At 64.2% G+C, this 13,070-nt stretch carries 10 protein-coding genes; 2 read left to right on the top strand and 8 right to left on the bottom strand.

Annotated elements, in window-relative coordinates:
• The 8 genes from K4G59_RS00205 to K4G59_RS00170 form a co-directional block, all read right to left on the bottom strand.
• Complete coding sequence (locus tag K4G59_RS00205) at nt 1–852, bottom strand: FAD binding domain-containing protein (RefSeq protein WP_231248482.1); 852 nt, start codon at nt 850–852, stop codon at nt 1–3.
• Between the two features lie 34 nt (nt 853–886).
• The gene (locus K4G59_RS00200; protein WP_231248481.1) at nt 887–1,645 is read right to left on the bottom strand and encodes an SRPBCC family protein; all 759 of its coding nucleotides are present in this window, start codon (nt 1,643–1,645) and stop codon (nt 887–889) included.
• 77 nt (nt 1,646–1,722) lie between these two features.
• On the bottom strand, nt 1,723–2,907 hold the full coding sequence (locus tag K4G59_RS00195; protein WP_231248480.1) for an FAD binding domain-containing protein: 1,185 nt from the start codon (nt 2,905–2,907) through the stop codon (nt 1,723–1,725).
• Nucleotides 2,908–2,940: 33 nt separating this feature from the next.
• Nucleotides 2,941–3,870, bottom strand: coding sequence for a cyclase family protein (locus tag K4G59_RS00190; RefSeq protein ID WP_231248479.1), 930 nt, complete (start codon nt 3,868–3,870; stop codon nt 2,941–2,943).
• The gene (locus K4G59_RS00185) at nt 3,870–4,169 is read right to left on the bottom strand and encodes a Dabb family protein (protein WP_231248478.1); all 300 of its coding nucleotides are present in this window, start codon (nt 4,167–4,169) and stop codon (nt 3,870–3,872) included. Before K4G59_RS00185 ends, K4G59_RS00190 begins: the two co-directional genes overlap by 1 nt.
• Before the next feature lie 175 nt (nt 4,170–4,344).
• Nucleotides 4,345–5,571, bottom strand: coding sequence for a PucR family transcriptional regulator (locus tag K4G59_RS00180; RefSeq protein WP_231248477.1), 1,227 nt, complete (start codon nt 5,569–5,571; stop codon nt 4,345–4,347).
• Between the two features lie 120 nt (nt 5,572–5,691).
• Entirely contained in the window at nt 5,692–6,870 is a 1,179-nt protein-coding gene (locus tag K4G59_RS00175; RefSeq protein WP_231248476.1) for a sugar ABC transporter substrate-binding protein, read from the bottom strand.
• A gap of 684 nt (nt 6,871–7,554) precedes the next feature.
• Complete coding sequence (locus K4G59_RS00170; protein WP_231248475.1) at nt 7,555–8,838, bottom strand: flavin monoamine oxidase family protein; 1,284 nt, start codon at nt 8,836–8,838, stop codon at nt 7,555–7,557.
• Between the two features lie 479 nt (nt 8,839–9,317).
• Between K4G59_RS00170 and K4G59_RS00165 the strand changes: the two genes are divergently transcribed.
• Both K4G59_RS00165 and K4G59_RS00160 read left to right on the top strand, forming a co-directional pair.
• Nucleotides 9,318–9,770 carry a luciferase domain-containing protein gene (locus K4G59_RS00165; RefSeq protein ID WP_231248474.1) on the top strand — a complete coding sequence of 151 codons (453 nt, stop codon included), beginning with the start codon at nt 9,318–9,320 and terminating at the stop codon, nt 9,768–9,770.
• Between the two features lie 495 nt (nt 9,771–10,265).
• The gene (locus tag K4G59_RS00160; RefSeq protein WP_231248473.1) at nt 10,266–12,356 is read left to right on the top strand and encodes an oxidoreductase; all 2,091 of its coding nucleotides are present in this window, start codon (nt 10,266–10,268) and stop codon (nt 12,354–12,356) included.
• The last annotated feature ends 714 nt before the right edge of the window (nt 12,357–13,070 follow it).

The following is a 13,070-nucleotide window of genomic DNA, read 5'->3' as shown; positions in this document are numbered from 1 at the left end:
TCACGCTCCGTTCTTGAGTTCGAGCACGGCACGCCTTACGAGTGAGGCGACCAGCTTCCGGCGATACTCGCTATTCCCATGGATGTCCGAGATCGGGTCGACCGACGCAGCTGCGGTCAGGGCTGCCTCCTCGGCGAGAGCGTCGGTCACGGGGCCGCGAGACAGAAGACGTTCGACGTCCGTGAGGCGTCGGACCGAGCCAACCGCCGCGCCGACGCTGACCCTGGCCTCGGCAAGCTGTCCATCGCGAGGGATGCCGGTGGCAGCGACAAGCGCAAGTCCGTAGTCGCCCCGCTTGACCGCCGCTTCCTGGAACGACCAGGCAGTGCGGGTGGTGGGCACCGAGACGTGAGTCAGGATCTCGTCCTCGTCGAGCGTGGAGGTGAAAGGGCCAACGAAGAAGTCGTCGGCCTCGATCGTCCTCCGTCCACGAGGACCCACCGCGTGCATGGTGGCGCCAAGAGCGAGCAGGACGGTCGGCCACTCTCCGGATGGGTCGGCATGCGCAGTGCTTCCGCCGAAGGTGCCGCGTGACCGGATCTGCGGGTGGGCAATGTGGACCACTGCCGACGACAAGATCGGTAGACGCTGTGCGATCACATCTGAGCGCTCGATCTCTCGGTGCGTCACGCCCGCTCCGATCAGGACAGATGAGCCCTGGTCCTCGATGCCATCGAGGCCGGGCACATGCTGTAGGTCGACCAGGATCGAGGGCGCGGCCAGTCGCATCGCCAAGAGCGGCATCAAGCTCTGACCACCCGACAGCACTTTCGCGTCCGGGTCAGCCGCCAGATGCTCGACAGCCTCGTCCAGCGTCCTCGGTGCGACATAACGAAACTTCGGTGGCTTCACGGCATGCTCCCTCAATCAGCGGTGAGTTGCGACATCAACGATTGGCGGACCGTGCCCGCGCCGACGCGTATCCCGCGGCGAAGACACTGATCAGTGCGGCTACGACGCTGACGAGCGCCCCACCGGTCGGAAGAGCCTTGGCCCACGACATGCCGCCGGCCAACGCGAGGACGTCCAGCACCTCGTCATCGCGCTCGCTGCCACGCGAGCCCGCCACGCCGGACGTCTGGGTCGACGTCTGGGTCGACTGGGTGGACGCCGTCGGGGCGGGCGTCGCCGCGGTCTCCGAAGGTGCCTGGGCGCCGGCCAATGCAACGGTGTCCGAGGACGCGATCGAGTCGGACCCGCCTTCGGCCGCCACCATCTCTTGCAGCCGCTGCGCGAACATGGTCATGAGTGCCCCGCTCACGTCGGCGAGCACTCCTCGTCCGAACTGAGCGACCTTGCCGGTGAGCGCGAGCTCCGTCTCGACGACGACGCGGGTACCTCCGCCCTTCGGATGGAGTGTCGCCCTAACGTTTGCGGTGGCATCTCCTTGCCCGCGGGCGTCCTTGCCGCGTGCCAGGAGAACGGCCGTGTGCGCGCTCTCGTCAAGTTCCTTGAACTGTGCGACGCCCTTGTACTCGGCGGTGATCGGACCAACCTTGATCTTGGCGCGGCCGTGGTAGTCGTCGCCGTCGACCGAGGTGATCGAGGCCCCGGGAAGACACGGTGCGACCTTCTCCAGGTCTGTGAGCAGGGTCCACGTCTTCTTGGGCGGAAGCGCTACTTCGAACTCGTTGAGCAACTGCATCGGTTTCTCCTATTCGGCTGGGCGCCGTTCCAATATTGCGTCAGTCGCAACGCGGGCAGGCGGGGACGTGCCCCGTATTACGCGGGTTGGGGGAGACCGAATCGGTACTCGGACGCCCCTGGGGGGAACTCTCCCCCGTGCTGCAGAACAGCGGCCATGGCTCGCACCTTGGCCAGGTAGGCCTGCCCTACGATCAATCGCTCGGGTTCCCACGACGTCAACGCCTGACGGACGTCCCCGTCCGCTTCGACGAGCCGATCGGCGAGCGTCCATGCATCCGCAGCCGCCTTCGCAGCTCCGGCCGCGGCGTGTGGCCGTGGCGTGAACGCGGCATCACCGATGAGAACGACTCGGTCGAACGCCATCCGCGGGACATCGGCGTCGGCGACGATGGTGACGAACGGCTGGGGAGCCCCGGTGATGAGGTCACGGAAGACGGACGCCAGCTGGGTGGTCGCGCGGCCGTGGAAGGTTTCGAGGCTGGACTTCGGCAGCGCCGGGAAGTGAACGGAAACGGGACGCCTGCTGCCGTCGTTCGCCGTCATCAGTTCGTCGAGTGCCGCTCCGGCCTCAACGTTCCAGTACCACTGGAAGTTGAGCCGGGTTTCGCCCGTCACCACACCTTCGGAAGACACCTGACTGATGGGATACGCGATGATGTGTCCGTCAGGAAGCAGCCCGTAGGTGAAGGCGCCCTGGAAGAATTCCCACGTTTCGGCCGAGACGTCACGTTCGTCCACCATCCCACGCCACGTCACGTAGCCGGCGTAGTCGGGGGTCCTACCGAGCAGTTGGGATCTCGCGACAGAACCGCCGCCGTCCGCACATACGATGAGGTCGGCAACGACTTCGCTGCCGTCGGCGAAGACGGCTGAGGAGTTGTCTGTCCCGGGGGTCACGCTAACGAGTTCCTTGCCCAGGTGGTACCGCTGCTCCCCGAAGGAGTCGAGCAGCTTCTGGTAGACGGCGTTGTAGGCCGTGAAGCGCCATCCGGCTTCAACATTGCCCGTGCTCTCTCCAGAAGCAGCGTCGAAGTACCGCATCTCGTGACTGGGGACGCTGATGTCTTCCAGTGTTGTCGAGGTGCGCTCCAGCAGGTATCGGACGAGCTCGGGTTGAACCACGATCCCGGTGCCAAAACCAGACAGCAGTGTGTCGCTGCGTTCGTAGACGTCGACGTCGCAACCGGCGTCACGCAGCACGTTCGCCGCTGTCAGACCGGCGATCGATCCGCCGACGACAGCTACCTTCGGCATGGTCATCCCGTTCCTCCTTGTCCGTGGCTCTCGTCGCGCTTAACTGGCGCGCAGCGGCAGCGCGATGGGGCGAAGCGGTGCGCCGCTCGCGCCGCGCAAACGGATGGGGGCGGCGATCAGACAGAACTCGTTGACGTCGTCCCGCGACAGGTCCTCCAAGTTGACCAGTTCGATCATCGGAACTCCGGCCTCGGCAAGGAAGTGACAGTGCCCAGGCAGCCAGTTGTCCTCGTGCTGGGACGGCCCGACTTCGACGCACTCCTGGTCGGCAGCGATGGCCGAGATGCCCTGAGCGGTAAGCCACTTGGCCGCTTCCAGGCTGAGCCCGGGAGGATTGCCCAGGACCCTTGAACCGTCGGGCCAAAAACCCATGCGTCCCGTCCGGACCATCGCGACGTCACCGGCCTGCAGGGTGATGCCCACATTGTCTAGGACCTTTTGACAGTCCTCGATGGTGATCGCGTATGAATCGGGCAGACACTCGACCTGGTGGCTCTTGGCTACGTCGAGAAGGACGCCACGGGTGATGATAGGCGGGATGACCTCGGCCCCGCCCTTGGTCCAGCCGCGGCTTCCAAGATTGTCCTCGACCGAGAACCCGTTGTAGATATGTCCGTCGACTCCGAAGTGACTCAGGGAGTCGATGTGCGTCCCTGTATGGGTGTACATGAAGACGACGTCGCCGGAGTAGCAGACGTGCCGATTGCCGGTCTCCCCCACCCCGTTCATGTTGTCGACGACGGTACCGCTGGGTGTGTGGCTCATGAAGAGCTGGTAGCTCGGGTCGCCTGCCGCCTGGAAGCTGGGCATTCCAACGAAGTAGTCAATGCTGAGGTCGTAGCTCTTGGAACCGTCGACGCGCGCCAGGATTGACGCGGAGCCCTCAGGGCTCAGGTGGTTGAGAGCACCGAGTTGGTCATCGGGGCCCCAGGGACTGGTAGCGACCTTGATGCCTGCCCTTTCGCCCATCAGGACTCCTCACGCACGAAGTCCACTACGGCGCGCTCGGCCAGCTTCGGCTTGAGCTTAGCCACGACCTCGAGGTGGAACTCGTCGATCGAGTACTTCTGCAGGTCATCCCAGGACTCGAAGTCGTTGATCAGCACACCGCTGAAGGGCTGGCCGTTGTCGCCCGGGTCGCCTTCATGTGCGCCGAGCTCCCAGTACTTGATGTAGGGGTACGGCTCACGAAGGGTGTTCAACAGCTCGATGACGTCGTCGTTGCTGTGGCCCTCGGCCACCCGCCAGGAAAAGACGTGGCGAATCATGGGGAACTCCTTTACTAACGCTCGGGTGCGCGACTGCGCTGCGTCAGTTTGGGAGCCGACCATTCCGATCGCCTCTGCATGCTCCGACAAGATGGGGGTGGTCTTTGTGGGATTGCTGACGTGCCGAGCGTCTCGGGTCTGGCGGTGGGGCCGGCGCGGAGGTGTATGAGTCGCTTCAGATGCCCGTCTCGCCTTGGCTGCTTTCGCCGAGGATGGACAGTTGACGATCGCTGGTGTCGTGGAGGACGTCGGCTAGACGTAGGGCAACGGCGAGCTCGTCGCGGCGGTCGTTGATCGGGAACCCCAGGCGCTCCTCGATCGACTTGAGTCGGTACGCCACGGTTCGTTCATGCACGCGAATGCGGACTGCGGTAGCGGCTGCGTTCTGCCCCGTGTCGAAGTAGGCCCGCAGCGTTTCGCGCAACAGTTGCGTGCGCGCGTCGTCCTCTCCGATCGGCCCCAGCTCGCTCGTCATGAAGTCGCGAGCGGCGGGCGCGTCGCGCAATACGACGCTTTCGAGAGCGACATCGCGGTAGCGGGTGATCGGTTCGGATCTGAGGCGTCCTACGCGGCAAGCCTGCCACGCCTGCCTGTGTGCCCGACGGAATCCCTCGATTCCGTTGAGCGGCCCCCCGACCGCAACGAAGGTGGCCGCCGGCGGCTGGAAGGTTGCGAACTTCCGCTCGAAGGATTCGCAGAGCCGGCTGTTGCCCAACCAAGCCAGGGATGTCCCGCCTGTGCCTTCGACCACGAGGAGGGACGCGTCGTAGAGCGCCGCCAAGGACTTCAACGCGACCCTGGAAGTACCGCCCCAGACGACGACGGCCAGATGGTCGACCTTCAGGTTGTAGCCGAGCTGCTCAGTATCTGTCGGTACTCCGTTGAGAAGATCCGTCACGATTGCTCGACGCTGTCGGTCCCGGCTGTGGAAGAAGTACGCCGACTTCTCCTGCTCGTATGTCGCTACTACGTCATGCGTGATGCGATCGTTCCACGCGAAGTGATACTCCGCGGCTTGCTTCAAGACGGCGATCTGACGCGGGCCCGCGGGGACGATGCGTACGGCCGTCTCGAGGATCCAGTTCCACAGGACCACTTGGCCGATCCGGCGGGTCAGAAGAAGGTCGGTGAGCTCCACGCCGGCCTGCGCTGCAACTCTCGCTTCCTCCAAGGCGCCTTCGGAGGCACCCTCCGGAAGCTGTCGGGCGTTGCGGAGGCCGTGGATGACGCTGGTGAGTGCGCCAGTGATGCTAGGAAGTTCGGTTTCAAGCAGCATCGGGTCGTTGCGTCGGTAGTAATTGGGCGCGCCGGAGCGGCAGCGTTCCCGGACTTCCTCACCGATAGCGGGGATCTTGAGGATGAGCTCATCTGCGACGGCCCGCAGGTCGTGCTCGATCGACATGACTGGATTGTACGGCTCTCAGTGACACGTCCGAGCGGTGTCCTGACCCCTGGACCGAGACCGGGCGGGTGAGTCCAATCCAGGGGGAGGGCGCGGACGTCCTCCCCCTGGTGGAACGGATCAGGAGACGCCCCATACCTTCTTGAAAACCGGCTGGTAATCGATGCTGGTCGACCAAGCTTCGCCCTCGGGGGGAAGGTCGTGGTCGTGGTCGAACATCGAGATGCCCACCCCTGACGGAACACTGTCCTCGCCAGCGAAGTACCGGTTGATCATGTCCGCTGTCGACCAGGCCTCATATGCGCCGTCGTAGGTCCACCCAGCGTCCTGGCCCTTGTTCTGCCGGACGAGGTCGATATTGGCCGCATAGCCGCTGCCGGCTACGACCTCCAGCGAGTCGTTCCGTCCTGATGCCATGACCGCTGCTGCACCGCCAGCCGTTACGAGGTCGTCGTAGGAAAAGGCCAGCCCATTCGCCTCGGGGTTCCGGAGGAGTGCGGTCGAGACCTTCTCCTGCAGGGCGGGCCCGAAGTCCGCCAAACGAATCGGGAGGGTCGTGACCTTGCACTCAGGGCACTGCTCTTTCATGGCCTTCTGGAAGCCGTCATGCACAGCCTTGGTGATGACGAGCTCGGTGTTGCTGACCTCGATGACGTCGGCCTTGGACCCGAGCTTGGAAAGCAGCCACGTAGCCTCCGATGCACCGAGACCCTCGCCCCACTCGATGAAGCTACCTTCGGAGAACTCGAGGCTCCGCTCGTAGTACGACGTCTCGCTGGGGTCGACATCACTGCAGTCGGCGGCCTCTTGGGAGAAGACCGGGATGCCTGCCTTCTTGGCCTCTTCGAGTGCCGTCTTCACTAGCGGGCAGTCGATCGAGTAGAGCCAGATCGCGTCCACGTTCTGCGAGACGGCCTGACGGATGCCTTCTTGGTACTCAGAGGGCTCGTACTTCCCGTCATAGATGGAGAGATCCCAACCAAGGAGCTCGGCGGCCTCCTTGGCCCCGTTCGCCGTGGACGTGCCTGTCGGAGACTGAGTCCCCGAGCTCACCATCGCGACCCTGTAGCCAGGTTGTGCCTTGGGGCCGGTCGATGCCGGTTCGGCGAACGTCCCGTTGCCGTACAGCTTCTCAATGGCGGCGGTCGCGTTCTGCGCCACTTCGTCGTCGTTGGACGTCGTAGCAGTAGTGGACTGACCACCGGATTCGGTGCTGCAGCCGCTGGCGGCTCCCATCACCGCCAGCACCAGGACCGCGCCGGTGAGTCGGCGAATCCGTGAAGCAGTTGTCAGGTACATGTCGTTTCTTCCTTCGAACGGTGAGCGGGATCAGGTGCGAACACCTTGCGGATGCAGCGGCGAGACGTACGCCCGGGTGGTGCCGCTGTTACTGCAGTCCGAGAAGCACGTCGGCAAGGAGCGGGCGGTGTTGCCGAGCTCCGTCCAGCAGCGCGGGTGGGTAGTGCGCGCGGGCCTGAGTTGCGTGAGTGGGACAGGAGCTGTTCCCGAGGTGGCACACCTTGTTGCAGTAGGGTCGTGGCCTCGGACGATGCTGCTCATGGCCCCTCCTTGTGAGAGTGAGGGACATCTTGGGCGGCAAGCCGGGCAGCATGCGTTGCTGATATTCGACGAAGTTGTCGTGATCCCTGTCACCTTCCTGCAACCGCCGCTCGCGCTGTTGCTGGCAGTCCTCCATGGAGTGACGACCACCCACGTACCGGTCTGGTCTAGGAAGTCGGCGTCCTGGGCCCTGGTCGTCGCCGACAAGGTCGACGTTGGCGGGGAAGGCTGTGCCTGCGACGGATACGTTCCTGAAATTCGGCCGGCTCGTACTCGCCGTCGTACACAGACGACTCCCAGTCCATGAGGTCTGCAAGCCGCACGAGCAGCGTTGCGCGGAACTACGCCACGGGTGAGGCCACCGTGCCTATCAGGGGTGTCGAGCGACTTCCGCCCGGGCGAGTGAAAGCCAGGTGAGGCTTCTCAGCCGCGAATCTCTGACCGCACCCGGTCGGCGGTCTCTAGCGCGCCCTCGATATAGCCCGGGAAGAGTAGGGATACGTCGGAGCCCGCGAAGTGCACGCGACCGTGTGGCTCACCGAGCGACTTGTGGGCGCGCGTCACCTGGCCGATCCGCGGGGAAACCCACGGCGCACGGACATGTGGATCCGCGCACCAGTCGTGATAATCCGTTCCGACGACGACGGCCTCAGGCAGATAGTGGTGAACCGCAGCTTCAATCGCGTCGCTATCCGTGGGGTCGAAGGAATCCCGGTCGGTGAAGCCGACAAGGATCCGCCCGCCGTCGGAAGCGGGTAGGTAGTCATACAAGGTCGGGAAGATGCCGTCACCGGTGCACGAGATGCCTTCCGGCACGTCATGCACGTGGATGAGAAGTTTGAGGCCCCGACCTCCGTGTCCTTCCGCAACGACTTCCGCCCGCGGGCCCGCCAAGGGAGGTTCGAACCGCAGGTCTCGCATGCAGTTCAGGGGCGTCGCGACAACCACGTGTCGGGCATGCAACCGACGCTCCGCGCCGTACGTGACGTCGACCCGGTCCGCCTGCTGATGGATGGAGTGCACCGACTCACCAAGCCGGAGATCGGCCACGTCGTTGGCCATCGCGGTCGTCAGTGTTGCGGTGCCGCTAGCCATGACTTCGTCCAACGACAGCAGTACGCCGAGTACGGAGTAGTCGTGCGACGCGATCAGTTGGAGAACCCACAGGGCTGAAGCGTCCTCGACGCGCTGGCCCATCATGTTCCAGATCCACGATCGCAGCAGCTGGTTGGTGACCGGCGGGGGGTTCAGTTCGTTCAGGTAGTGGTGCGCGGAGATGTCCAGGTCTTTGAGGTCCTGGTTCTCAAGACCTGCGTGAGGATCGATCCGGCGTGCGTCGCGGATGAGGCAGTAGAGGACTCTCTCGGCCTCAAGGAATTCGTCGAACGGAATGGGGAACGCAGAATCCTGTCCCCCAGGCGCAAGCTTGTTCCGAAAGACCTTGAACGGGGCCGCAGGTTGCGTCTCAACGTTGTAGCGGTCGACCTCTGCTGCGAGGCGGGCGTGGTGGTGCCGGTGGAAGTAGGCTCCTCCCACTTCCACCGTGGTCCCGGGGTCAGTCGAGGACTCTCGACTAAATGCGCGGCCGCCGACTCGTCCGGCTGCTTCGAGCAGCACGACCGAGTGGCCATCCGCGCTCAGATCCCGCGCTACTCGGAGTCCGGCGAAGCCGGCTCCGACGACTGCGATCTCGACGCTGTCGACCATGCTGTTTCCCTCTCGTCCACTTGGTGCTCATCTTGGCGAGTTGTCGTCACGTGCCCTGTTACCCCGATCCGACGAAAGACAGGTGACCTCTATCACCTTCCGGCAAGCGCGTAGGCGCCCCGTGCGCGGGGACGTTGTTGGGACGAACGGCGTGACGGCACCCCCGAGCGCTCTGGCCGACCCTTGAGGTGCTGTACGAACGAACGGTGGCGCATCGAGTTTCATACGGCACGACTAATGACGGCGGCCGTGCACTCTGCCTACGCTCAACGGGTGACCCTTCATATTTCCCGCGTCGCAGATCCCGCGCCAGCGGCGATGTCGGCAAGAGACCGCTTCTGCGACTGGTCATTCCATCCAGCCGGACCTGTGTTCTCGGCCCTCGAGGACGCAGACCTCGACTACCTCATGGTGGGACAAGCGATCTCTAGCAGACACCCACTCGTTGCTGGCGCGTCGTCAGCGCTGAGAGGTCGGCGATGACATTCCACGCGTTCGCCCTGCCCCGCCGCCAAGGTTCGCTGCCGGACGTGATCGGTCCAGCCCCGCACGGTCAACGCTCCCAGATCGCTCCGGTGATGGTGCAGGAAGAGCTCTGGTTCCGCATGCGTGCGCTTCCCTTTACCTACATGGCCCCGACCTTGGTGTCGGTGTCGCACGCACGGGCTCTCCACCTCGCGGAAGGCTTCGGGTCGGCTCCGCCGGAGAGATTTCAGCGGGGACGCGAGTTCGCGCACCTGCATCCTCATCACGACGGGAGCCTCCACCTCTCGGTCCCCGGGTCGGTGATGAAGGAGGTGGAGGACGCCCGATGGGGCCTCCCTCATCCAGTGCAGGATGCCCTGCTGGTGTTCGGTCCCAGGGATCGTCAGGAGCTGGAGGTCGTGTGGGACCTCGTGCAGTTGAGCTATGAGTGGGTGACGACTGCTTGACGCGAGGTCCGTTCGAGAGCCAGCGTGGCGACCCCGCGGGGGACTCGAGCACTCGGCTCCCCCGAGCGCGCGGTGACACAGCTTGTCCGCGTACGCGACGCGATCGCTGGGAGGCACGACGTTCGTGGGCTTGCAGCCGTGCTCCGGGTCAGAACGCTGGCGATTCACGGACATCGCAGCAGTGATCGCGACAACCTCGTTCATCGAGGATCGGCATTCGAAGCGTCACGGGAGCCCGCTGATTTAGAACTATCCGTCGAAGGATGGTCCACGCCTTTGGCGATCTTCACAAAACAGGCCCTCAGTTCGCTGGTTAGCGTCGGACCCGCAAAAGAGTGCACCAAGGAAGACCTCTGGCTAGCCAGCGGACTTCTCGCAAGGCCCAGGTCGCGACACACGACGTCCTCGCCGATGATCGCGTCGCCGAGCAAGCAGGCGTTGTGCAAGCCGTCCTGGCGGCCGTCCAGTGATCTCTGAAGCGAGGTTGGATCTTCCGTGCCCCCAGCTGATCATCACAAGGTCTTGTTCCAGCCGATCACCATTGGTCCCAAGACCCTGCGTAACCGGTTCTTCAACGTTCCTCATGGAACTGCCTATGGAGTGCTGCGTCCGTCCACCTGGGCCTCATACCGTGCAGTTCGCGCTGAAGGTGGTTGGGCCGCAGTCTCGACAGAGTTCTCCAGCGTCGGACCCAGCAGCGACGAGTTCCCCTTGCACTCCAGCGACATCTGGGACGACGAAGACGAACGACGACACAAGCTGATGGTGGACGCCGTCCATGACCATGGGGCGCTTGCGAGCATCGAACTGCACCACGGTGGCGCCCACGCCATGCGGCGGCTGTCCCGCGAGCATGCTCTATCCCCATCCGGCCTGGCAGGCGAGCTGCCGCCGCCCGCGGGGCCGCTCGGGACTCCCAAGATCATGACTGTTGAGGACATAGACCGCGTCGAACAGTCCTTCGTCGACGCGGCCGTGCGCGGCCGCAACGCGGGCTACGACATCGTGGACGTGCTGGCCGGATATGGATACCTCTTCGCGCAGTTCTTGTCACCGTTCCACAACCACCGCAACGACAGGTACGGAGGGTCGCTCGAGAACAGGGCCAGGTTCTGGGTCGAGACGCTCAGCCGAGTCCGGGACGCAGTCGGTGCCGACTGCGCCATCGCGACTCGCATGTCAGTCCAGACGCAAGGTCCCTGGGGGCACACGCTTGAGGAGAGCGCGGCCTTGATAGAGATGGCCGATCCACTCGTCGACCTGTGGGATCTCAATGTCGGGTCCGTCTTGGACTGGGGAAGCGACATCAGTCCCTCGCGAGTCATCCCCGAGGGGCGCAACATGGATCTCTTCACGCGTATACGCGGTGCTACCGAGAAGCCCATCGTCGGAGTTTCCCGATGGACGAGCCCTGACTCGATGGCACAGGCCGTGCGGTCCGGCGTCATTGACATCATCGGATCGGCGCGTCAATCGATCGCTGACCCCTTCTTTCCCCAGAAGCTCTACGAGGGGCGGACCGAGGACATCCGGGAATGCATGGGTATCAACCACTGCATCAGCAGTCTTGATCGTGGCAACATGGCGTGTGCGCAAAACGCCACTGCCGGCGAGGAATACAGGCGTGGCTGGCACCCTGAACGGTTCGAACCACTCGAAGACAAGAACGCCAGCATCCTCGTCGTCGGCGCCGGACCAGCTGGTTTGGAAGCAGCCATCGGACTCGCGAAACGGGGAGCCGAGATGGTGCACCTTGTGGACTCCGCCGACCAGGTCGGTGGACATCTCCGTCCCGTGGTCGAGCTACCGGGACTGCGAGAGTGGGGACGATTCATCGACCACAGGCTCATCCAGGTCGACAAACTCTCGAACCTACAGTTCATTCCGGCGACCACCCTGGACGCAGACGCCATTCTCGACTACGGGGCCTCGCACGTGGTCATAGCGACAGGCGCCCGATGGCTGCGCAACGGCCTCACGCCAAGCACACACGCGGCGCTACCAGGACTTGATGGTCTGAAGTGGGTGTTCACGCCGGAACAACTGCTCCTCGGGGGCGAGCGGCCCACCCCCGGGTGCCGGGTGAGCGTCTACGACGCTGAGGGCGGTTACCTGGGGTCAAGCCTCGCTCAGCTGCTTGCAAACGAGGGGTACAACGTTTCGATCGTGACGCCGCACGCCAGCGTTGCCGCGGAAGGGGACCTGACGCTGGACGGGCCCGCCGTTCGATCATCCCTCCACGCCAGCGGCGTAGCCATGTATCGAGACGTCCTTCTGACGGAAGCCGGCCTAGGAGTGCTTCGGGGCGTGGGCGAATTCGAGGTGCCTTTCTCGCTGGAGACGGACGCAGCGGTGCTCGTGACGATGCGGTCCCCGGTCGACGATCTGTACCAGCAACTGATGGCCGATCGCCAAGCACTGGATGCTTCGGGGATCGATGCCGTCTACTGCATCGGCGACGCACTGTCGCCGCGCCCGCTGGCCGAGGTGATGTTCGACGGTCATCGTCTGGCACGCGAGTTCGAGTCGCCCGACCCGTCGTCACCCCTGCCCTACAAGCGCGAGTCACTGCGGCTGGTGGACTGACGTAGGCCGTCCTGCGCAACACCTCACGAACCGGCATCTCGTCGTCCGCTCACCGTCGACCGGTCAGGGCCAGAGGCGTGTTCTGGGCCTCGCTGATCCCGCCACCCTCACTCCCTGAGGCCATGATTCCGACAGAAGCTTCCGCAAAGTTCTCTGATCACCGACAGGCCGACCGCAACGCGTCGTCCTACAGTTCGACCGGGCCGGATGGATCAGGCGCGCCGACGGCGAGCCGCGTTACGGCGGTCCTCCTTGCATGTTGCAACGGCCGCCAGCTTCGGAGCCCAAAGTCGGTGATTGCGTGAACAGGTGGTTCGTCGTCGCTGAGTCGAGTCGACGCCAAGAGGAGACCCGAGAAGTCGTCATGGTGCCGACGTCAAGGATCCACGCCAAGGAGATGGGCACGATGACCACGGCGTGTGGCATCAGGTGCGAGTCCTGGACCAAGTGGTGGGATCAGTCATTCCCTCTCGATTCTGAGCAGGACAGCTGTCCACGTTGTCGAGAAATCGCGTCACGCAATAGTCAAGCCTGATGTCGAGCAGGACCGTTCGGCCCTTCCGCGACGGCTCCGGCAGTGACACATAAGGACGGCCTCGCCGACCGCTCCGACATGCGTCGCTCCAGCGGCCGTGGCCCGGATCAGCTGCGTGACGTCATTGAAGGCCAGCACCGCCCCGACCGACGGACAAGCCGGATCCTGAACCGCTCGTA

The organism is Nocardioides furvisabuli (genome assembly GCF_021083185.1).
In the GTDB taxonomy this organism is placed as follows: domain Bacteria; phylum Actinomycetota; class Actinomycetes; order Propionibacteriales; family Nocardioidaceae; genus Nocardioides; species Nocardioides furvisabuli.
The sequence above is the reverse complement of the archived record's forward strand: the minus strand, read 5'-3'. Positions and strand labels throughout refer to the sequence as shown.

What these genes read in the sequence shown, in the direction of transcription:
- K4G59_RS00200 (WP_231248481.1), bottom strand. Translation starts at nt 1,645, where the DNA reads ATGCAGTTGCTCAACGAGTTCGAAGTAGCGCTTCCGCCCAAGAAGACG.
- K4G59_RS00195 (WP_231248480.1), bottom strand. Translation starts at nt 2,907, where the DNA reads ATGACCATGCCGAAGGTAGCTGTCGTCGGCGGATCGATCGCCGGTCTG.
- K4G59_RS00190 (WP_231248479.1), bottom strand. Translation starts at nt 3,870, where the DNA reads ATGGGCGAAAGGGCAGGCATCAAGGTCGCTACCAGTCCCTGGGGCCCC.
- K4G59_RS00185 (WP_231248478.1), bottom strand. Translation starts at nt 4,169, where the DNA reads ATGATTCGCCACGTCTTTTCCTGGCGGGTGGCCGAGGGCCACAGCAAC.
- K4G59_RS00180 (WP_231248477.1), bottom strand. Translation starts at nt 5,571, where the DNA reads ATGTCGATCGAGCACGACCTGCGGGCCGTCGCAGATGAGCTCATCCTC.
- K4G59_RS00175 (WP_231248476.1), bottom strand. Translation starts at nt 6,870, where the DNA reads ATGTACCTGACAACTGCTTCACGGATTCGCCGACTCACCGGCGCGGTC.
- K4G59_RS00170 (WP_231248475.1), bottom strand. Translation starts at nt 8,838, where the DNA reads ATGGTCGACAGCGTCGAGATCGCAGTCGTCGGAGCCGGCTTCGCCGGA.
- K4G59_RS00165 (WP_231248474.1), top strand. Translation starts at nt 9,318, where the DNA reads ATGACATTCCACGCGTTCGCCCTGCCCCGCCGCCAAGGTTCGCTGCCG.